The sequence below is a fragment of the Mycobacterium montefiorense genome (genome assembly GCF_003112775.1).
GTDB lineage: Bacteria > Actinomycetota > Actinomycetes > Mycobacteriales > Mycobacteriaceae > Mycobacterium > Mycobacterium montefiorense.
The window spans coordinates 487,881-509,047 of sequence record NZ_BFCH01000018.1; the positions used below are offsets into that span (position 1 = coordinate 487,881).

Consider the following 21,167-nt stretch of genomic DNA (forward strand, 5'->3'; position numbering starts at 1 on the left):
GGAACGCAATCACTCAATGTTTCCGACGCGATCACTGGGTTTTCCGGCCGCCGGCTAATGCGGCTTGGCCAGCGGAAATGGCAATGTCTCGCGGATGCTGCGGCCGGTTATGAGCATCACGAGCCGATCGATACCCATCCCGAGCCCGCCGGTCGGCGGCATCGCGTATTCCATGGCCTGCAGGAAGTCTTCGTCGAGCTCCATTGCCTCTGGATCGCCGCCAGCTGCCAGCAGCGACTGCGCGAGCAGCCGGCGCCGCTGTTCCACCGGATCGGTGAGCTCGCTGTAGGCGGTGCCCAGCTCGACACCCCAGGCCACCAGGTCCCACCGCTCGGCCACCCCCGGTTGACTGCGGTGTGGACGGGTCAGCGGTGAGACCGACGTCGGAAAGTCGATGTAGAACGTCGGCGCCTCGGTCCGGTCCTCGACCAGGTGCTCGTAGAGCTCGAGCACCACGGCCCCGGCGTCCCAGTGGTCGCGATAGGGAAGGTGGATGCGGTCGGACAGCTTGCGCAACGCGGTCAATGACGTGTCCGGGTCGATCTGTTCGCCCAGCGCTTCGGAGACCGCGTCGTGCACGGTCTTCACCGGCCACACACCGGAGATGTCGACCGGTTCCAGCCGGGTGTCGTTGTTCGACGCGTCGCCGGGCCGCAGCACGGTCTGCGTGCCGTTGGCGGCCTCGGCGGCGTTTTGGATCAGCTCGCGGCAGCCGTCGATCCACACCCGGTAATCGGCGTGCGCCTGGTAGGCCTCCAGCAGCGTGAACTCCGGGTTGTGGCTGAAGTCGACACCTTCGTTGCGGAAGGCCCGGCCCAGTTCGAACACCCGCTCCACGCCGCCGACACACAACCGCTTCAAGTAGAGCTCGGGCGCGATACGCAAGAAGAGATCCATGTCATAGGTATTGATATGAGTGACGAACGGGCGGGCGGCGGCTCCGCCGTGGATCGGTTGCAGGATCGGGGTTTCCACCTCGATGAAGCCCTTGGCGAACAACGTTTCCCGCACCGAGCGCAGCACGCCGCTGCGGGCCGTGACGAGGTTGCGCGACTCGGTATTGACCGCCAGGTCGACATAGCGGGTGCGCACCCGTGCCTCGGGATCGGTCAGCCCGTTCCACTTATTGGGCAACGGCCGCAAGCACTTTCCGACCATCCGCCAGTCGTTCACGATCAACGAGCGGGTTCCGCGCTTGCTGAAACCCATGTGCCCGGTCATCTCGACCAGGTCACCCAGATCAATGGCCGCGGTGAAATCGGCGGTCCGGCCGGCCTCCAGCCGCGAATTGTCCAGCAGCACTTGCATTTCGCCTGACCAGTCACGGAGCTCGGCGAACAGCACGCCGCCGAAGTCACGTATTCGCAAGATGCGGCCCGCTACCGAGACGGTGTCCTGGTCGTCGGTGTCCAGCGCCTGCGCGACGGTGTGACTGGGCGGCGACCCCACCGGGTAGGCGTCAATGCCCTTGCGCTGCAGCGTCCTTAGCTTGGTCAGGCGCACCCGCACCTGTTCAGGCAGCCGGCGCCGGTACTCCTCAGAGTCGACCTCGTCGCCGCGTTGCAACCCGCTGATATCCGGAGCCGATCCGTCTTCGTGCAGCAACCCGGATTCCGCCAGCCTTTGCGGCACGGCGGGATGGTGCCCGGTATGCACCTTGTCGCGCCGGCTGAAAGGCAACACCAGGAACCCTTCGGCCATGGCCGAGGCGACGCCGACCCGGGGGATCAACCGGGCGTCCTCGTAGCAGGCGTAGCGCGGCACCCATTCGGGTTGGTATTTCACGTTCGATCGATACAGCGTCTCCAGCTGCCACCATCGGGAAAAGAACAGCAGGAACCCGCGCCACAACCGCGCGATCGGACCGGCGCCGAGTTGCGCCCCCTGCTCGAATGCCGACCGGAACATGGCGAAGTTCAGCGAAACACGGTTGATTCCAAGCCCTTCCGCATTCAGGGCAAGTTCGCTGACCATGAATTCATTGGTGCCGTTGGGGGATTGCGGTGAGCGGCGCATCAAGTCCAGGGAGACTCCGGTGCTGCCCCACGGGACCAGCGACAGCATCGCGGCGACCTGGCCGTCCCGATCCAGTGCCTCGACCAGCAGGCAATCGCCGTCGGCCGGATCGCCCAAACGGCCAAGCGCCATGGAAAACCCGCGCTCGGACTGGGTATCGCGCCAGGCATTGGCACGCGAAATCGTCTCGGCCATCTCTTCTGCGGTGATGTCACGGTGCCGCCGGACGCGAATCGTCAGCCCGGTCCGGCGCGCTCGCGTCACGGCCTGGCGCACCCCACGCATGTCCGGGCCGGACAGCTTGAAATCGGCAGTTCGCAGGATGGCCTCGTCGCCGAGCTCTAGGGCATTGAGGCCGCGTTCGCGATAAGCCTGGGCGCCCAGCAAACTGGCGCCCATCACGCCGGGTGCCCAGCCATAGGTCTTGCACAGCGCCAACCACGCGTCGACGGCCTGCGGCCATGCCCTGGGATCGCCCACCGGGTCGCCACTGGCCAGGCAGACGCCGACCTCGACCCGGTAGGTGATCGCGGCGCGTCCACTGTTTGCGAACACCACCGACTTGTCGCGACGGGTGGCGAAGTAACCGAGGGAGTCGTTCTTGCCGAACAGCTCCAGTAGTCCGCGGATCGCCGACTCGTCCTCGCCGGTGAGCGCGTTGTCCGCGCGCTGGGATTGGAACAGCACAATCGCGGCCGCGATTAGCGCGAGGGCGCCGAACAGCCCGAATATCGCATTGAGTAGGAGGTGCGGTTTGCCGGTGAACAGGTCGGGATCCGCGAGAGCGAACCCGACCACCCGGTTGGCTACATACGGCAGCCGGTCCTGTCGGGCCAGTGTTCCGGGGAACAGCTCGACCAGGCCCCAGGACAACAGGATTCCGATCACGTCCCCGACGACGAGGACGGCCGCCGCTTTGAGCAGCGCGGCCCGTCGGACCTTGGCCCAGAACTCCCGATAGCTCAACACCAGCAGGACAATCACGACGATGTGCATCGCGAACCCGAGGTTCTCGCCGAACGTTTCGGCCGCGGTGTTGTCGCCGGCGGCGATATCGGCGGCGTTCAAAAATGCGGCAAGGACCATTTGGCCCAGCAGCACCCACCAGGCGATGCGTTTGCGGGCGGTCAGCGCCGCCGCCAGCAGCGCCAGGATGAACGACCACGCGATGCTGGTGTCGGGAAAGTTGAACAGGTAGTCGTTGATGAATTCCCGTGGAGCCTTGATCAACCAACGGAGCAATGGCGACACGCTGGCCAGCAAGGACAGCGTGGCGATGACGCCAACGGTCCAGCCGGTCGCCGCCGGTACCCATCGATACCGGGAATTCGACCGGCTGCCTGAACGAGGCTTTGCGACAGTCACAGACCGCGAGGATATGCCTTCAACCCTTGCAATGCCTGGCGAAGCGCCAAGAGTGGTCGAGACTAGTTGTCGGTTCCGGGCGCAGCGCGATGGCGCAGGCCAGACGGCCATACTCGGAGGCGGCGGGCGGCTCGGATGCTCAGAAGATGCCTGATGGCTGCTAGACTTGCCCCCGCGACCATCCCGGCTATTGCCTGGGACAGTTAAGTGGAGTCCCACTCCCACCGCTAGCCGAGGAATTATTTCAAGGTGCAGCGGTCCGGTCACCGGCACCGCGAGGTGCCTGTTTCGCGCTTTGGCGCGGACGGCTTGAATGCGTTTCAGGTCGTGATCGGTCGGCATTGGGCCCTGCTTATGCAGGGCTTTTTTGCTGATGTGGTGTGTTTCCACCGCTGCATCCCGACGGGCCCAGGCACCGGTCGTAGCGAGATGACGACACAAGCCCAACAAGGGAGGCCCCATCAGCACTGAGACCCGCGTCAACGAGCGCATTCGCGTACCTGAAGTCCGATTGATCGGCCCAGGGGGAGAACAGGTAGGCATCGTGCGCATCGAAGACGCATTGCGCGTCGCCGCGGACGCCGATCTCGACCTTGTCGAAGTTGCCCCTAACGCCAGGCCACCGGTCTGCAAGATCATGGACTACGGCAAATTCAAGTACGAGGCGGCGCAAAAGGCGCGTGAATCCCGCCGGAACCAGCAGCAGACCGTGGTCAAAGAGCAAAAGCTGCGACCCAAGATCGACGATCACGATTACGAGACCAAGAAGGGCCACGTAATTCGCTTCCTGGAGGCGGGATCGAAGGTGAAGGTCACCATCATGTTCCGCGGACGTGAGCAGTCGCGGCCCGAGCTGGGCTACCGATTGCTCCAGCGTCTGGGCGGGGACGTCGCCGAATACGGATTCGTCGAAACGTCGGCCAAGCAGGACGGCCGCAACATGACGATGGTGTTGGCACCGCACCGGGGCGCGAAGACACGCGCCAGGGCGCAGCATCCAGACGACCCGAGGCCCCAAGCGGAGCACGACGTCGACGAAACGGGCGACACCGCTGCTTCACCGAACTGACCCGACAGCGAGAACAAGCGAGAACTAGAGGAAACATGCCTAAGGCCAAGTCCCACAGCGGGGCGACCAAGCGATTCCGGCGCACCGGGACCGGCAAGATCGTCCGCCAGAAAGCCAATCGCCGGCACCTGCTCGAGCACAAGGCGAGCAAACGCACCCGCCGGCTCGATGGCCGCACCACGGTCGCAGCCAATGACACCAAGCGTGTCAAAGCGCTGCTGAACGGCTGACCTTCCAACAAGCCGAGTGCCGGGCCAAGGCTTATCTGCCACCGGCAACTGAGACCATTTACGTCTGAACGAGAGTAGGAACACCCATGGCACGCGTGAAGCGGGCAGTCAACGCCCACAAGAAGAGGCGCAGCGTCCTGACGGCCTCGAAAGGCTACCGCGGCCAGCGGTCTCGGCTCTACCGCAAAGCCAAAGAGCAGCAGCTGCATTCGCTGCAGTACGCCTACCGCGACCGCAGGGCGCGTAAGGGCGAGTTCCGCAAATTGTGGATTTCACGGATCAACGCGGCGGCGCGCGCCAACGACATCACCTACAACCGGCTGATCCAGGGCCTGAAGGCTGCGGGCGTGGAAGTCGACCGCAAAAACCTTGCCGAGATTGCGATCACCGATCCGGCGGCCTTCACCGCGCTGGTCGATGTCGCTCGGGCGGCACTGCCCAAGGACGTCAACGCCCCCTCCGGAGAAGCTGCTTAACCCCGGTGCTCACGGAGCGCTCGGCCCGGGTGGCCGCGGCGGTCAAATTGCATCGCCACGTGGTGCGACGGCGGTCGAACCAGTTCCTGGCCGAAGGCCCCAATCTGGTCGAGTCCGCTTGCGCGCGCGGACTTGTCCGCGAGGTATTCGTCACCGAACTCGCGGCGCAGCGGTACGCGACATTGCTGGCCGCCCAGCGGTGTCCGGTCCATGTGGTCACCGAGCGCGCCGCAAAAGCCTTGTCCGACACCGTTACTCCGGCCGGGCTGGTGGCGGTGTGCGACCTGCCGGCGACCGGACTGCGCCAGGCGCTGGCCGGCTCGCCACGGCTGGTTGCCGTTGCCGTCGAGATCAGTGAGCCGGGCAATGCAGGCACGCTGATCCGTCTCGCCGACGCCATGGGCGCCGCGGCGGTGATCCTCGCCGGGCGCAGCGTTGACCCCTACAACGGCAAGTGCCTGCGCGCGTCGGCCGGCAGCATCTTCTCGCTTCCGGTCGTCTCCGCTCCCGACGTCGACGCGGTCTTCACCGCTGTACGTTCTGCCGGCCTGCAGGTGCTGGCCACCACCGTCGACGGCGGGACGCGCCTGGACGAGGCCGACGAGCTGCTGAGCAGGCCGACGGCTTGGCTGTTCGGCCCCGAATCGCACGGCCTGCCCGAAGAGATCACCGACCAGGCGGACCAACGTGTGCGCATCCCGATGTCGGGCGGTGCCGAGAGCCTCAACGTGGCCGCCGCCGCGGCGATCTGTCTGTATCAGAGCGCCCAGGCTCTGGGTGTTCTGCAGCGGTTTTAGGCGGCCTTGCGACGCCCACGGGCTGGGCGCAGCCCGGCCAGCGAGAGCGTGGTGTGCACCAGCGACCCGGCCCGCTCGATCAGCGACTTAGTGCGAAGGGAACCCGGGGGAAAGTAGTGCATCGGCAGCCCGCGGCGGTCGCGCGGCGGCGCCATGAACTCGGGCGCCTCGACGAGCGGCGCGTTGATCGGGGCCCGGCCCTCGGCGCGGCGGTAGGGCGCCAGCGCCCGCGGGTGCAGCCGGATCTCGTCGGGGACCGCGAGGAAAGCCAGCGCGATCAGCTTGCCGAACACCCGCAGCAAGATCTCGTCGCCCGGCGTCCAGCGCATGCCCGCCTTCTCGCGCACCGCGGGGTCGAATAGCCCGGCCGCGATCCAGCGCTGACCGGCCACCAGCGGCTTGAACATCTGATCCCAGATCGGCGTCGGCATCAGGATGAACTTCGGCTTCGGGATGCGAATTCGGAAGATGTCCAGCGTCGCCTGGTTGAGCTCCAACTCGTCGCGGCAGACCCGGTCCCAGTACTCCTGGAATTCCTCCCAGGATTGGGGCACCGGCCGCATGCTCATCCCGTACATCCGGTACCACTGGACATGCTCGTCGAATAGCTGGTGCTTCTTGGCCTCGGTCAGGCCACCACAGAAGTATTCGGCGACTTTGACGATCAGCATGAAGAACGTGGCGTGTGCCCAGTAAAAGGTCTCGGGGTTGAGCGCGTGGTAGCGGCGCCCTTCGGCATCGATCCCCTTGATGGTGTCGTGGAAGTGCTTGATCTGCGCACCGGTCAGCGCCGCGCGATCGCCGTCGTAGACAACACCCATGATCGGATACACCGATCGGGCTACCCGCTGCAGGGGCTCGCGCAGCAGGATCGAATGCTCCTCGACGCCCGCACCCAGCTGTGGGTACATGTTCTGGATCGCCCCGATCCAGACGCCCATCATTCCGGTGCGCAGATCGCCAAAGTACTTCCAGGTCAGGGAATCTGGCCCCAGCGGATCAGCGGATGTAGTCGATGCGGTAGTCATCACGACCCCCTACTTGCTCACTGTGCTCACGATAACTTTGACAACGTATGTTGTCTACGATTTCGGGGCACGGCACGCGAAGCTGTTACCGAGATTCCACAGCGGTGTGGCACCGTCGTGATCAGTGGGTTTGATGCGACGTGTGACACAACCGGACGGCCGTCATTGCCCGGGTCTGCCGAAACTACTTACCCTTGCCAGGTGGAACTCGCGCCGCGCGATCCGGATCCGGGCGAGGCCCCTGAAACAGAGCGGGAATCGGTGACGACGGCAGCGCCCCGATCGCCGGTGTCGAAAAGCGCCGCGGCACAGTGGTGGCAGACCGCCAATCGCAGCCCGGGTGTGGTGGCGTTCGTCCGGCGGGCGCGTCGGATGCTGCCTGGCGACCCCGAGTTCGGTGATCCGCTCTCGACGGCTGGTGACGGCGGCCCGCGGGCGGCGGCTCGAGCCGCCGACCGGCTGCTGGGGGATCGTGACGCGGCATCGCGCGAGGTCAGTTTGAGTGTGCTGCAGGTGTGGCAGGCGCTGACCGAGGCGGTGTCGCGACGGCCGGCGAATCCGGAGGTGACGCTGGTCTTCACCGATCTGGTTGGCTTCTCGACATGGTCGTTGCAGGCCGGTGACGACGCGGCGCTGACCCTGCTGCGCCAGACGGCGCGGGCCGTGGAGCCGCCGCTGCTCGATGCGGGCGGCCACATCGTCAAACGGATGGGCGACGGCATCATGGCGGTGTTCCGCCATCCGGATGTCGCGGTGCGGGCCGTGGTGGCCGCCGACCAGGCGATGAAGTCGGTCGAGGTGGCGGGGTATCAGCCGCGGATGCGGGTCGGGATCCACACCGGCCGGCCGCAGCGATTGGCCGCCGATTGGCTCGGCGTCGACGTCAATATCGCCGCTCGCGTTATGGAACGCGCCACAAAAGGCGGCATCATGGTATCGAATTCGGCGCTGGATCTGATCCCGCAAAGCGAGCTGGACGCGTTGGGCGTGGTCGCTAAACGCGCACGTAAATCGATGTTTTCACCAAAGACTCCGGGCATTCCGCCGGACTTGGCGATCTATCGGCTCGAATACTCTTAACAAGTTGACAGCGTCCCATCACGGGGACGAAACAATTTAGCCGTCATAATGGATTCAATGTTTGGGGGATTCTTTTCCCGGCTTGCCCGGGTCCGGTTCACCGTGGGGTACGTAACGGTTCTGCTTGTGGTCAGCTGCGCCATCCTGGTGCTCGGCCAACATGCGCACGACATCATCGTCCAGCGCGCCAGCACCAACCTGCACAACCTGGCGCACGGACGCGTGGGCACGCTGCTGGGAAGCGCTCTCGTCGTCGACGCCGGTCCGCTCTACTTCTGGTTGCCGTTCCTGACCTGCCTGCTGGCTCTCGCGGAACTGCATCTGCAGACCATTCGGCTGGTGGTGGCGTTCCTGGTCGGCCATATCGGCGCGACGCTGGTCGTGGCCGCCGCTCTGGCCGCCTCGGTCGAGTTCGGCTGGCTGCCGATATCCGTTGCCCGGGCCAGTGACGTCGGGATGAGCTACGGCGCGCTCGCGGTGCTCGGCGCGATGACGGCGGCGATACCCCAGCGGTGGCGGCCGGCGTGGGTTGGCTGGTGGATCTCGGCGGGCCTGGCCTCGGCGATCATCGGCGCCGACTTCACCGATGCCGGGCACACCGTCGCGGTGATCCTGGGCGTGCTGGTATCCGCCCGCTTCCGTCAGCCGATTCGCTGGACGCCGGTGCTGACTGCGATGTTGGTGGCGTCCTCTGGTTTCGGGTTCCTGGTGCTGGCACACGATTGGGGGACGATGGCCGCCGCGCCGGTCGTCGGTGCCCTCGGTGCGTTCGTGGCGTACAAGATCGCGCAGCTGCGGGCCGCGGGCAGCACGCCGCCGGCTTCGGCGGCACCCGACAGGGACGCGCTGGCCGACCTGCGGCCGGTCCTGGTCGGCTAACCGGCACCGGCCATCGCGGCGCGCTGGGCAAGCGCGTTCAGTTCACTGAAGTGAAGTCACATATGATCGGCACTCGACCCGTGCCGCGCTCAAGCCCGCCCGTTCGGCGACGATCCGGTCCGGAACAGCCTTCGTCAGCAAGGAGAGTGCCGCCGCGTGGGTGATCAACCCGTCGACCTGTCGCCGGAAGCGTTGGCCGAGGCGGTCAATGCCGCCCGCGGGGCTTTGGCCGGAGCTGGCAATCTGGACGCGCTGGCACACATCAAGACCGAGCACCTCGGCGACCGCTCGCCGATTGCGTTGGCCAGACAGTCGTTGGGGACACTGCCCAAACAGGAGCGTGCCGACGCGGGTAAGCGCGTCAACACCGCACGCGGCGAGGTTCAACGCAGCTACGACGAACGGCTGGCGGTGTTGCGTGCCGAGCGCGACGCCGCAGTGCTGGTCGCCGAAAGTATCGACGTGACACTGCCGTCGACGCGCCAGCCTCCCGGCGCCCGGCACCCGATCACGATCCTGGCCGAACACGTCGCCGACACCTTCATCGCGATGGGTTGGGAGCTGGCGGAGGGCCCGGAGGTCGAAACCGAACAGTTCAATTTCGACGCCCTCAACTTCCCACCCGACCATCCCGCGCGCAGTGAGCAGGACACCTTCTATGTCGCGCCGGAGGATTCCCGGCAGCTGCTGCGCACTCACACCTCGCCGGTCCAGGTACGGACCCTGCTGGAGCGTGAGCTGCCGGTCTACATCGTGTCGATCGGCCGCACGTTTCGCACTGACGAACTCGACTCCACCCACACGCCGGTGTTCCATCAGGTCGAGGGCCTGGCGGTGGACCGCGGTCTGTCGATGGCGCATCTGCGCGGCACGCTGGACGCGTTCGCGCGCGCCGAGTTCGGCCCCGAGGCGCGCACCCGGATCCGGCCGCACTTCTTCCCGTTCACCGAGCCGTCCGCCGAGGTCGACGTGTGGTTTGTCGGCAAGAAGGGCGGCGCCGGTTGGGTGGAGTGGGGCGGCTGCGGGATGGTTCACCCAAACGTGTTGCGGGCCGCCGGAATTGATCCGGAGGTTTATTCCGGCTTTGCATTCGGCATGGGCCTGGAGCGCACCCTGCAGTTCCGCAACGGCATTCCCGACATGCGCGACATGGTCGAAGGTGACGTCCGATTCTCGTTGCCGTTCGGGGTGGGTGCTTGATGCGTATTCCGTACAGCTGGTTGCGCGACGTCTTGAATGCAGGGACGGCCGCCGGGGCGCCGGGGTGGGAGGTCAGTCCCAGCGACCTCGAACAGACGCTGGTGCGCATCGGCCACGAAGTCGAGGAAGTCGTCACCCTTGGTCCGGTCGACGGCCCGCTGAGGGTGGGCCGGGTGTCCGCCATCGAGGAACTCACCGAATTCAAGAAGCCGATCCGCGCCTGCCTGGTGGACGTGGGCGAGGGCAAAGACCGTGAAATTGTCTGTGGTGCAACCAACTTCGCGGTCGACGATCTGGTCGTGGTGGCGTTGCCGGGTGCCACGCTGCCCGGCGGTTTCACCATCGCCGCCCGCAAGACCTACGGCCGTACCTCCGACGGAATGATCTGCTCGGCATCCGAACTCGGCTTGGGGACCGACCATTCCGGGATTCTGGTGCTGCCGCCGGGAACCGCCGAACCGGGTGCCGGCGGTGCCGAAGTTCTGGGGTTAGACGATGTGGTCTTCAACCTGGCCATCACCCCCGACCGCGGCTACTGCATGTCGGTGCGCGGCCTGGCCCGCGAGATCGCCTGCGCCTACGACTTGACTTTCGTCGACCCCGCAGAGGTGAAGCCGTTGCCGGCCGACGGTGAAGCGTGGCCGCTGACAGTGCAGGCGCAGACCGGTGTGCGCCGGTTCGCGCTGCGCCCGGTGACCGGAATCGACCCCGCCGCGGTGTCGCCTTGGTGGCTGCAGCGCCGGCTGCTGCTGTCCGGTGTCCGGGCGACCTCCCCGGCCGTGGACGTGACCAACTACGTGATGCTGGAACTGGGCCACCCGATGCACGCCCACGATCGCAACCGCATCACCGGCGACTTCAAGGTCCGCTTCGCCCGGGCCGGCGAGACAGTCGTCACGCTCGATGGCATTGAGCGCAAACTCGATCCGGGCGATGTGCTGATCGTCGACGACGTCGCGACGACCGCGATCGGCGGCGTGATGGGGGCGGCGAGCACCGAGGTGCGCGCCGATTCCACCGACGTGCTGCTGGAGGCCGCGGTGTGGGATCCGGCCGCGATTTCGCGCACCCAGCGGCGCCTGCACCTGCCCAGCGAGGCCGCCCGTCGTTACGAGCGCACCGTCGACCCGGCCATCTCGGTGGCGGCGCTGGACCGGTGTGCGGCGCTGCTGGCCGAGATCGCCGGGGGAGCGGTATCGCCGACCCTGACCGACTGGCGCGGCGACCCACCGGTGGGCAACTCGGCCGCCGATTGGGCCGGGTCGCCTATCTCGATCGCCGCCGACTTGCCGGACCGATTCGCCGGCGTGGCATACGCCGCGGGAACGACCGCCCGGCGCCTCACTCAAATCGGTGCTGCGGTAGCCGCAAACGGCGACACGCTGATCGTGACACCGCCGAGCTGGCGGCCCGATCTGGTGCGGCCCGCCGACCTCGTCGAGGAGGTGCTGCGGCTGGAGGGCCTCGAGGTCATCCCGTCGGTGCTGCCTTCGGCGCCCGCGGGCCGCGGCCTGTCGCGCACGCAGAAACGCCGACGCGCGATCGGTAAGTCACTCGCGCAGTCCGGTTACGTCGAGATCCTGCCGACCCCGTTCCTGCCTGCCGGTGTGTTCGATCTGTGGGGCCTACCGTCCGACGATCCGCGACGTACCACGACGCGGGTGCTCAACCCGCTGGACACCGACCGCCCGGAGCTGGCGACCACGCTACTGCCGGGATTGCTGGAAGCATTGGGCCGCAACGTATCCCGAGGCCTGGTCGATGCCGCGCTATATGCGATCGCGCAGGTGGTGCAACCGAGCGAGCGCACCCACGGCGTCGAGCTCATCCCAGTGGATCGCCGGCCGACGCAGGACGAGATCGCCATGCTCGACGCGTCGCTGCCCCGGCAGCCGCAGCATGTCGCCGCGGTGCTGGCCGGGCTGCGCGAACCGCGGGGCCCCTGGGGGCCCGGCCGTGGAGCCGACGCCGCCGACGCTCTCGAGGCCGTGCGAATCATCGCGCGTGCCAGTGGAGTTGACGTCACGCTGCGCGCGGCCCAGTACCTGCCGTGGCACCCCGGCCGGTGCGCCGAGGTCCTCGTCGGGGAAACCATCATCGGCCACGCGGGCCAATTGCATCCTGCCGTCGTCGAGCGGTCCGGCCTGCCCAAGGACACCTGCGCCCTGGAGCTCGACCTCGGTGCGCTTCCGATCACCGAGCTGCTGCCGGCGCCCCAGGTGTCGCCCTTCCCGGCCGTCTTCCAGGACGTCAGCCTGGTGGTAGCCGCGGACGTGCCGGCCCAGGCGGTGGCCGACGCGGTGCGCGAGGGAGCCGGGGAGCTGCTGGAAGACATGCAGCTCTTCGACGTGTTCACCGGCCCGCAAATCGGCGAGGATCGCAAGTCGCTGACCTTCGCGCTGCGGTTCCGCGCCCCGGACCGCACGCTGACCGAAGACGACGCCAGCGCGGCCCGCGATGCCGCTGTGCGTCACGCCGCCGAGGCGGTGGGCGCCGAACTGCGTGCGTGAGCCCGCGGCCAGGCCTGGGAATGGATTTGCAAACAGCTGCATAACCATGCAGAATTGGCTGAATGGCCGACGTAACTAGGGTGGCGATCGCCGGTGCCAGCGGCTATGCGGGCGGCGAGATTCTGCGCCTGCTGCTCGGGCACCCGGCCTACACCGACGGCCGACTTACCATCGGCTCGGTAACCGCCGCGGCCAGTGCCGGCAGCACGCTGGGTGAGCACCACCCGCACCTCACGCCGCTGGCTCAGCGAGTGGTCGAGCCCACCGAGCTTGCCGTGCTGCAGGGCCACGACGTGGTGTTTCTGGCTTTGCCGCATGGACACTCGGCGGCGCTGGCCAAGCAACTCGGCCCCGAAACGCTGATCGTCGACTGCGGCGCGGACTTCCGGCTCACCGACCCCGCAGCATGGGAACGGTTCTACGGATCCGCGCATGCCGGCAGCTGGCCTTACGGCCTGCCCGAGTTGCCCGGCGCCCGGGAACGCCTACGCGGCGCCCGCCGTATCGCGGTGCCGGGCTGCTATCCGACCGCGGCCCTGCTGGCGTTGCTGCCCGCCGTGGCCGAGGACCTCGTCGAACCCGCCGTCACGGTGGTCGCCGTCAGCGGCACCTCCGGCGCCGGTCGTGCGGCCAAGGCCGACCTGCTCGGCTCCGAGGTGATCGGATCGGCTCGGGCCTACAACATCGCCGGCGCCCACCGGCACACCCCGGAGATCGCCCAGGGGCTACGGGCTGTCACCAATCGCGATGTCACGGTGTCGTTCACTCCGGTGCTCATCCCGACTTCCCGCGGCATCCTGGCGACCTGCACCGCGCCTACTAAGGCCCCGCTGTCGCAGCTGCGGGCCGCATACGAAAAAGCATACGACGCCGAGCCTTTCATCTACCTGATGCCCGATGGGCAGTTGCCCCGCACCGGCTCGGTGATAGGCAGCAACGCCGCACAAATCGCCGTCGCGGTGGACGAGGCAGCCGAGACGTTCGTCGCGATCGCCGCGATCGACAACCTGACCAAAGGCACCGGAGGCGCCGCGGTGCAATCGATGAACCTGGCGCTGGGTTGGCCGGAGACAGCAGGCCTTTCGGTGATCGGGGTGGCACCGTGACCGACATAGCGCCCGCGACCGAGTCGGAGGCTTCCGGCACGCGGCTGGTGCGCACCCAGGGTGTCACCGCGGCCGCGGGCTTTCGCGCCGCCGGCATCGCCGCCGGGATCAAGAAGTCCGGGACACGCGACCTCGCGCTCGTTTTCAACGAAGGACCCGACTACGCGGTGGCCGGGGTGTTCACCCGCAACCAGGTGAAGGCGGCCCCGGTGCTGTGGAGCCAGCAGGTGCTCACCACCGGCCAGCTGCGCGCGGTGATCCTCAATTCCGGTGGCGCCAATGCCTGCACCGGCCCGGGCGGCTTCCAGGACACCCATGCCACCGCGGAAGCGGTCGCGGCCGCACTGTCGGACTGGGGAACCGAGACCGGGGCCATCGAGGTCGCCGTCTGTTCCACCGGGCTGATCGGCGACCGGCTGCCGATGGACAAGGTGCTGGCCGGGGTCACGCACATCGTGCACGAAATGGCCGGCGGCCTGTCCGGCGGCGACGAGGCGGCACAGGCCATCATGACCACCGACACCGTGCCCAAAAAGGTTGCACTGCACCATCAAAACAACTGGAACGTCGGCGGCATGGCCAAGGGCGCGGGCATGATGGCGCCGTCGATGGCCACCATGTTGTGCGTGCTGACCACCGACGCGGTCGCCGACTCCGCCGCGCTCGACCAGGCGTTGCGCCGGGCCAGCCTGCGCACCTTCGACCGGCTCGACATCGATGGCTGCTGTTCCACCAACGACACCGTGCTGCTGCTGGGCTCCGGCGCCAGTGGGGTTGCGCCGTCGCAGGCCGAACTCGACGACGCCGTGTTCAGGGTGTGCGACGACCTCTGCGCCCAGCTGCAAGCCGACGCCGAGGGCGTGACCAAACGGGTCACGGTCACGGTGACCGGAGCCCGCTCGGAAGACGACGCGTTCATGAGCGCCCGCTCGATCGCCCGCGACAGCCTGGTCAAGACCGCGATGTTCGGCTCGGACCCCAACTGGGGCCGAGTGGTGGCGGCAGTGGGCCTGGCGCCCGGAGTGATCATCGAACCGGATCGAATCACCGTGTCGTTCAACGGTTCTGTCGTATTCGCCGACGGCACCGGCAGCCCGGGCTCGCGCGAGGTGGATCTGTCCGGCCGCGACATAGCCGTCGTCGTCGACCTCGGCCTCGGCGATGGCCACGCCACCATCCGGACCACCGATCTGTCGCACGCCTACGTCGAAGAGAACTCGGCCTACAGCACATGACGATCAACACCGACGAATTACCCACCGGAGTCAAGGCGCAGGTACTGGCCGAGGCGCTGCCGTGGCTGCAGCAGTTGCACGGCAAGATCGTCGTGGTCAAATACGGCGGCAACGCGATGACCGACGAGTCGCTGCGGCAAGCCTTCGCCGCGGACATGGCGTTCCTGCGCAACTGCGGAATCCACCCCGTCGTCGTGCACGGCGGCGGCCCGCAGATCACCGCGATGCTGCGCCGGCTCGGCATCGACAAGGGTGACTTCAAGGGCGGGTTCCGGGTCACCACACCGGAAGTGCTCGACGTCGCGCGGATGGTGCTGTTCGGCCAGGTGGGCCGCGAACTGGTCAACCTGATCAACGCCTACGGGCCGTATGCCGTCGGCATCACCGGCGAGGACGCCCAGCTGTTCACCGCGGTGCGCCGCAGCGTCACCGTCGACGGTGTGGAAACCGACATCGGCCTGGTCGGCGACGTCGACAAGGTCAACACCGCCGCGGTGCTGGATCTGATTGCGGCACGCCGTATTCCGGTGGTGTCGACACTCGCCCCGGACGCCGAGGGTGTGGTGCACAACATCAACGCCGACACCGCCGCGGCCGCGCTGGCCGAGGCACTCGGTGCCGAAAAACTGTTGATGCTCACCGATATCGAGGGCCTGTACACCAGCTGGCCGGATCGCGATTCGCTGGTCAGCGAAATCGACACCGCCACACTGGCGCAACTGCTACCTACTTTGGAGGCGGGCATGATCCCGAAGGTCGAAGCGTGTCTGCGGGCCGTCACCGCGGGGGTGCCCAGCGCACACGTCATCGACGGCAGGGTCAAGCACTGCGTGCTCGTCGAGCTGTTCACCGATGCCGGGACCGGCACCAAGGTGGTGCCCGCATGAGTAACACGGACATCATGCGGCAGCGCTGGGAAGCCGTGATGATGAACAACTACGGCACCCCTCCGGTCGCGCTGGCCAGCGGTGCGGGCGCCGTCGTCACCGACGTCGACGGCAAGACGTACCTCGACCTGCTCGCCGGCATCGCGGTCAACGTGCTCGGGCACGGCCACCCGGCCCTGATCGAGGCGGTCACGCAACAAATGTCGACGCTGGGACACACGTCGAACCTGTACGCCACCGAACCCGGCGTCGCGCTGGCCGAGGAATTGGTCGCGCTGCTCGGCACCGACACCCGAACCCGGGTGTTCTTCTGCAACTCGGGCACCGAAGCCAACGAGATGGCGTTCAAGATGTCGCGGCTCACCGGCCGCACGAAACTGGTTGCCGCGCAAGAAGGTTTCCACGGCCGAACCATGGGCTCGCTGGCGCTGACCGGACAGCCGGCCAAGCAGGCGCCGTTCGAGCCGTTGCCGGGTGACGTCACGCACGTGCCCTACGGCGACGCCGACGCGCTGGCCGCCGCCGTCGACGGTGAGACCGCGGCGGTCTTCCTGGAGCCGATCATGGGGGAGAGCGGCGTCGTCGTCCCGCCCGCGGGCTACCTGGCAGCGGCCCGCGAGATCACCACACGGCACGGCGCCCTGCTGGTGCTCGACGAGGTGCAGACCGGAATCGGGCGCACCGGAGCCTTTTTCGCACACCAGCACGACGGCATCGCCCCGGACGTGGTGACGCTGGCCAAGGGGCTCGGCGGCGGGCTGCCGATCGGTGCGGTGCTGGCCATCGGGCCCGCGGCCGAACTGTTGACACCCGGCCTGCACGGCAGCACCTTCGGCGGCAACCCGGTGTGCACCGCGGCCGCGCGCGCGGTGCTGCGGGTGCTGGTCGACGACGACCTGATCCGGCAGGCCGAGATCTTGGGAAAGTCGTTGCGCGAGGGCATCGAATCGCTGGGCCACCCGCTGATCGACCACACCCGCGGCCGCGGGCTGCTGTGCGGCGTGGTGCTGACCGCGCCGCGCGCCAAGGATGTCGAGGCGGCTGCGCGTGACGCCGGATTCCTGGTCAACGCGGCCGCGCCCGACGTCATCCGGCTGGCGCCGCCGCTGGTGATCACCGAAGCCCAGATCCTCAGCTTCCTGGCCGCCCTGCCCGGCGTGCTCGACGCGGTGGGCGCACATGCCTAGACACTTCTTGCGCGACGACGACCTATCGCCGGCCGAACAGGCCGAGGTACTCGAGTTGGCCGCCGAGCTGAAGAAGAACCCGTTCAGTCGCCGCCCCCTGGACGGGCCGCGCGGCGTCGCGGTGCTTTTCGACAAGAACTCCACCCGCACCCGGTTCTCCTTCGAGGTGGGCATCGCGCAGCTGGGCGGGCATCCGGTCGTCGTCGACAGCGGCAGCACCCAGCTGGGCCGCGACGAGACGCTGCAGGACACCGCGCAGGTGCTGTCCCGTTATGTCGACACCATCGTGTGGCGGACCTTCGGGCAAGAGCGGCTCGACGCCATGGCCTCGACCGCGACGGTGCCGGTGGTCAACGCGCTGTCCAATGAGTTCCATCCCTGTCAGGTGCTGGCCGATCTGCAGACCATCGCCGAGCACAAGGGGTCGCTGGGCGGTTTGACGATGTCCTACTTCGGTGACGGCGCCAACAACATGGCGCATTCCCTGATGCTCGGCGGTGTCACCGCCGGCATCCATGTCAGGGTCGCGGCGCCGGAGGGCTTCACGCCGGACCCCGCCGTGCTGGCCGCCGCCGAGCAGCGCGCCGCGGACACCGGCGCCTCGGTCACCGTGACCGCCGACGCCGACGCGGCCGCCGCCGGTGCCGACGTCCTGGTGACCGACACCTGGACGTCGATGGGCCAAGAGGCCGACGGGCTGGATCGGGTCAAGCCGTTTCGCCCGTTTCAGATCAACACCCGGCTGCTCGGCCTGGCGGACTCGGAAGCCATTGTGCTGCACTGTCTTCCGGCTCACCGCGGCGACGAGATCACCGACGAGGTGATGGACGGACCGGCCAGCGTGGTGTGGGACGAGGCCGAAAACCGGCTGCACGCCCAGAAGGCGCTGCTGGTGTGGCTTTTGGAGCGATCCCGTTGACGCGCAATGCCTCTAAGACCGCTTCCGACATCACCCGCGCCGGTCGTCAGGCGCGGATCGTGGCGATCCTGTCGTCGTCGTCGATCAGCAGCCAAAGCGAACTGGCAGTACGGCTGGCCGACGAAGGCGTCGACGTCACCCAGGCCACGCTGTCGCGCGATCTCGAAGAGCTCGGCGCGGTGAAGCTGCGCGGCGCTGACGGCGGCGTGGGCGTCTACGTCGTTCCCGAAGACGGCAGCCCGGTGCGCGGCGTATCCGGCGGCACCGCGCGGTTGTCGCGGCTGCTGAGCGAGCTGCTGGTGTCCACCGACGCCAGCGCGAACCTCGCGGTGCTGCGAACTCCGCCCGGCGGAGCTGATTATTTGGCCAGCGCAATCGATCGTGCGGCGTTACCGTACGTCGTCGGTACGATCGCCGGCGATGACACCCTCTTCGTGGCTGCCCGGGAGCCGATGACGGGTGCCGAGCTGGCCAGAACCCTGGAAAACCTCAAATAGAACTGGAGATTGATTCATGTCAGAGCGCGTCATCCTGGCGTATTCCGGCGGTCTGGACACCTCGGTGGCCATCAGCTGGATAGGCAAGGAGACCGGCCGCGAAGTCGTGGCGGTCGCGATCGACCTTGGCCAGGGCGGCGAGGATATGGAGCTGATACGTCAGCGAGCGCTGGACTGCGGTGCGGTCGAGGCGGTCGTGGTCGATGCCCGCGACGAGTTCGCCGAGGGCTACTGCCTGCCGACGGTGTTGAACAACGCGCTGTACATGGACCGCTACCCGCTGGTGTCGGCCATCAGCCGGCCGCTGATCGTCAAGCACCTGGTCGCGGCAGCTCGCAAGTACGGCGGCGGCATCGTCGCGCACGGCTGTACTGGTAAGGGCAACGACCAGGTCCGCTTCGAGGTCGGATTCGGTTCGCTGGCGCCGGATTTGGAGGTGTTGGCGCCGGTCCGCGACTACGCCTGGACGCGGGAGAAGGCGATCGCGTTCGCGGAGGAGAACGCCATCCCGATCAACGTCACCAAGCGCTCGCCGTTCTCCATCGACCAGAACGTGTGGGGCCGCGCGGTGGAAACCGGCTTCCTGGAACATCTTTGGAACGCGCCCACTAAGGACGTCTACGACTACACCGAAGACCCCACGCTCAACTGGAGCACACCCGACGAGGTGATCGTCGGGTTCGAGCGCGGTGTGCCGGTGTCGATCGACGGCAAGCCGGTGTCGATGCTGGGAGCCATCGAGGAGCTCAACGCCCGCGCCGGCGCGCAGGGAGTCGGGCGGCTCGACGTGGTCGAGGACCGGCTGGTGGGCATCAAGAGCCGCGAAATCTATGAGGCGCCCGGCGCGATGGCGCTGATCACCGCGCACGCCGAACTCGAACACGTCACCCTCGAGCGCGAGCTGGGCCGGTTCAAACGCACCACCGACCAGCGCTGGGCCGAGCTGGTGTACGACGGGCTGTGGTTCTCGCCGCTGAAGACCGCCCTGGAGAGTTTCGTCGCCAAGACACAGGAGCACGTGTCCGGCGAGATCCGAATGGTGTTGCATGGCGGCCACATTGCGGTCAACGGCCGACGCAGCTCGGAATCCCTGTACGACTTCAACCTGGCCACCTACGACGAGGGCGACAGCTTCGACCAGTCGGCTGCCAAGGGCTTCGTCTACGTGCACGGGTTGTCGTCCAAGCTGTCCGCGCGCCGGGACCTGGCTGCCAAGGAAGACCCGAACGGCACGTGAGCACTCGAGAGGGATCACTGTGGGGCGGCCGGTTCGCCGATGGGCCGTCTGACGCGCTGGCCGCGCTGAGCAAGTCCACTCACTTCGACTGGGTGCTGGCGCCTTACGACGTCATCGCGTCGCGCGCGCACACCATCGTGTTGTTCCGGGCAGGGCTGCTGACCGAGGAACAGCGCGACGGGTTGCTGGCCGGCCTGGACAGCCTCACCGAAGACATTGCCGACGGCAGTTTCGGGCCGCTGGTGACCGACGAGGACGTGCACGGCGCGCTGGAGCGTGGACTGATCGACCGGGTCGGTCCCGATTTGGGCGGCCGGCTGCGGGCCGGTCGGTCCCGCAACGACCAGGTGGCCACGCTGTTCCGGATGTGGCTTCGCGACGCCGTACGACGGGTCGCCGCCGGTGCGCTGGACGTCGTCGGCGCACTGGCCGCCCAGGCCGAAGCGCACCCGACGGCGATCATGCCGGGCAAAACCCACATGCAGTCCGCCCAGCCGATCCTGCTGGCCCACCACTTGCTCGCGCACGCGCATCCCTTGCTGCGTGACGTGGACCGCATCGCCGACTTCGACAAACGCGCGGCGGTGTCGCCGTACGGGTCGGGGGCGCTGGCCGGCTCGTCGCTGGGGCTGGATCCGGACGCGATCGCCGCGGATCTGGGTTTTGCCACCGCCGCCACCAATTCCGTCGATGCGACGGCCGCCCGCGATTTTGCCGCCGAGGCGGCCTTCGTCCTGGCGATGATCGGCGTAGACCTCTCCCGGTTGGCCGAGGACATCATCATCTGGAGCTCGACGGAGTTCGGCTACGTCACGCTGCACGATTCCTGGTCGACCGGCAGCTCGATCATGCCGCAGAAGAAGAATCCCGACATCGCCGAGCTGGCCCGCGGCAAGTCCGGACGGCTGATCGGTAACTTGGCCGGGCTGCTAGCGACGCTGAAGGCCCAGCCCCTGGCCTACAACCGTGACCTGCAGGAAGACAAGGAACCGGTATTCGATTCGGTGGCTCAGCTGGAGCTGCTGTTGCCGGCGATGGCCGGGCTGGTGGGAAGTTTGACCTTCCACGTCGAGCGGATGGCGGCGTTGGCCCCGGCCGGCTACACCCTGGCCACCGACATCGCCGAGTGGCTGGTCCGCCAGGGAGTGCCGTTTCGGTCGGCACACGAGGCCGCGGGGGCAGCCGTGCGCGCCGCCGAGGGCCGCGGTGTCGGGCTCGAGGAGCTGACCGACGATGAGTTCGCGGCTATCAGCCCGGAGCTCACGCCACAGGTTCGCGAGGTGCTGACCATCGAAGGCTCGGTATCCTCGCGCGACGCCCGCGGCGGCACCGCACCCGGCCAGGTCGCCGACCAATTGCGTGGCGTGCTGGACAGCTCGGAGCGGCTGCGGGTGCAGCTTCGCCACCAATTCGAAAGCTGACACGCGCTCGGTAGAACTCCCGATTCGC

At 67.5% G+C, this 21,167-nt stretch carries 18 protein-coding genes; 16 read left to right on the top strand and 2 right to left on the bottom strand.

What is annotated here, in order from left to right:
* Positions 1 to 54 precede the first annotated feature (54 nt).
* Positions 55 to 3,381: a bifunctional lysylphosphatidylglycerol synthetase/lysine--tRNA ligase LysX gene (gene lysX, locus DB708_RS14855; protein WP_235616768.1), complete on the bottom strand. Its 3,327-nt coding sequence runs from the start codon at positions 3,379 to 3,381 to the stop codon at positions 55 to 57.
* A gap of 460 nt (positions 3,382 to 3,841) precedes the next feature.
* Between lysX and infC the strand changes: the two genes are divergently transcribed.
* From infC to DB708_RS14875, 4 genes are all read left to right on the top strand, one after another.
* Positions 3,842 to 4,450, top strand: coding sequence for a translation initiation factor IF-3 (gene infC / locus DB708_RS14860; RefSeq protein ID WP_235616824.1), 609 nt, complete (start codon positions 3,842 to 3,844; stop codon positions 4,448 to 4,450).
* Between the two features lie 35 nt (positions 4,451 to 4,485).
* The gene (gene rpmI, locus DB708_RS14865; RefSeq protein WP_108922998.1) at positions 4,486 to 4,680 is read left to right on the top strand and encodes a 50S ribosomal protein L35; all 195 of its coding nucleotides are present in this window, start codon (positions 4,486 to 4,488) and stop codon (positions 4,678 to 4,680) included.
* A gap of 86 nt (positions 4,681 to 4,766) precedes the next feature.
* Positions 4,767 to 5,156, top strand: coding sequence for a 50S ribosomal protein L20 (rplT, locus tag DB708_RS14870; protein ID WP_108923000.1), 390 nt, complete (start codon positions 4,767 to 4,769; stop codon positions 5,154 to 5,156).
* A 5-nt stretch (positions 5,157 to 5,161) separates the two neighbouring features.
* The gene (locus DB708_RS14875; protein ID WP_108923002.1) at positions 5,162 to 5,953 is read left to right on the top strand and encodes a TrmH family RNA methyltransferase; all 792 of its coding nucleotides are present in this window, start codon (positions 5,162 to 5,164) and stop codon (positions 5,951 to 5,953) included.
* Here the strand turns inward: DB708_RS14875 and DB708_RS14880 are convergent.
* Positions 5,950 to 6,981: an oxygenase MpaB family protein gene (locus DB708_RS14880; RefSeq protein ID WP_108923004.1), complete on the bottom strand. Its 1,032-nt coding sequence runs from the start codon at positions 6,979 to 6,981 to the stop codon at positions 5,950 to 5,952. The genes DB708_RS14875 and DB708_RS14880 overlap by 4 nt on opposite strands.
* A gap of 288 nt (positions 6,982 to 7,269) precedes the next feature.
* Between DB708_RS14880 and DB708_RS14885 the strand changes: the two genes are divergently transcribed.
* The 12 genes from DB708_RS14885 (at position 7,270) to argH (ending at position 21,139) form a co-directional block, all read left to right on the top strand.
* Positions 7,270 to 8,061 carry an adenylate/guanylate cyclase domain-containing protein gene (locus tag DB708_RS14885; protein ID WP_409347609.1) on the top strand — a complete coding sequence of 264 codons (792 nt, stop codon included), beginning with the start codon at positions 7,270 to 7,272 and terminating at the stop codon, positions 8,059 to 8,061.
* A gap of 57 nt (positions 8,062 to 8,118) precedes the next feature.
* Positions 8,119 to 8,940: a rhomboid-like protein gene (locus DB708_RS14890; RefSeq protein WP_108923008.1), complete on the top strand. Its 822-nt coding sequence runs from the start codon at positions 8,119 to 8,121 to the stop codon at positions 8,938 to 8,940.
* Between the two features lie 156 nt (positions 8,941 to 9,096).
* Positions 9,097 to 10,140: a phenylalanine--tRNA ligase subunit alpha gene (gene pheS / locus DB708_RS14895; protein ID WP_108923010.1), complete on the top strand. Its 1,044-nt coding sequence runs from the start codon at positions 9,097 to 9,099 to the stop codon at positions 10,138 to 10,140.
* On the top strand, positions 10,140 to 12,650 hold the full coding sequence (gene pheT, locus DB708_RS14900) for a phenylalanine--tRNA ligase subunit beta (RefSeq protein WP_108923012.1): 2,511 nt from the start codon (positions 10,140 to 10,142) through the stop codon (positions 12,648 to 12,650). The genes pheS and pheT overlap by 1 nt, the downstream gene beginning before the upstream one ends.
* Positions 12,651 to 12,712: 62 nt before the next feature.
* A complete protein-coding gene (gene argC, locus DB708_RS14905; protein WP_108923014.1) occupies positions 12,713 to 13,756 on the top strand; it encodes an N-acetyl-gamma-glutamyl-phosphate reductase in 1,044 nt (347 codons plus the stop codon).
* 5 nt (positions 13,757 to 13,761) lie between these two features.
* A complete protein-coding gene (gene argJ, locus DB708_RS14910; protein WP_235616825.1) occupies positions 13,762 to 14,991 on the top strand; it encodes a bifunctional glutamate N-acetyltransferase/amino-acid acetyltransferase ArgJ in 1,230 nt (409 codons plus the stop codon).
* On the top strand, positions 14,988 to 15,878 hold the full coding sequence (argB, locus tag DB708_RS14915; RefSeq protein WP_108923017.1) for an acetylglutamate kinase: 891 nt from the start codon (positions 14,988 to 14,990) through the stop codon (positions 15,876 to 15,878). The genes argJ and argB overlap by 4 nt, the downstream gene beginning before the upstream one ends.
* Positions 15,875 to 17,065 (top strand): acetylornithine transaminase, encoded by a 1,191-nt coding sequence (locus DB708_RS14920; RefSeq protein ID WP_108923019.1) that lies wholly within the window; start codon positions 15,875 to 15,877, stop codon positions 17,063 to 17,065. The genes argB and DB708_RS14920 overlap by 4 nt, the downstream gene beginning before the upstream one ends.
* Positions 17,058 to 17,984 carry an ornithine carbamoyltransferase gene (gene argF / locus DB708_RS14925; protein WP_108923021.1) on the top strand — a complete coding sequence of 309 codons (927 nt, stop codon included), beginning with the start codon at positions 17,058 to 17,060 and terminating at the stop codon, positions 17,982 to 17,984. The genes DB708_RS14920 and argF overlap by 8 nt, the downstream gene beginning before the upstream one ends.
* A complete protein-coding gene (locus DB708_RS14930) occupies positions 17,981 to 18,481 on the top strand; it encodes an arginine repressor (protein ID WP_108923023.1) in 501 nt (166 codons plus the stop codon). Before argF ends, DB708_RS14930 begins: the two co-directional genes overlap by 4 nt.
* 16 nt (positions 18,482 to 18,497) lie before the next feature.
* On the top strand, positions 18,498 to 19,718 hold the full coding sequence (locus DB708_RS14935; protein WP_108923025.1) for an argininosuccinate synthase: 1,221 nt from the start codon (positions 18,498 to 18,500) through the stop codon (positions 19,716 to 19,718).
* A complete protein-coding gene (gene argH / locus DB708_RS14940; RefSeq protein ID WP_108923027.1) occupies positions 19,715 to 21,139 on the top strand; it encodes an argininosuccinate lyase in 1,425 nt (474 codons plus the stop codon). Before DB708_RS14935 ends, argH begins: the two co-directional genes overlap by 4 nt.
* The last annotated feature ends 28 nt before the right edge of the window (positions 21,140 to 21,167 follow it).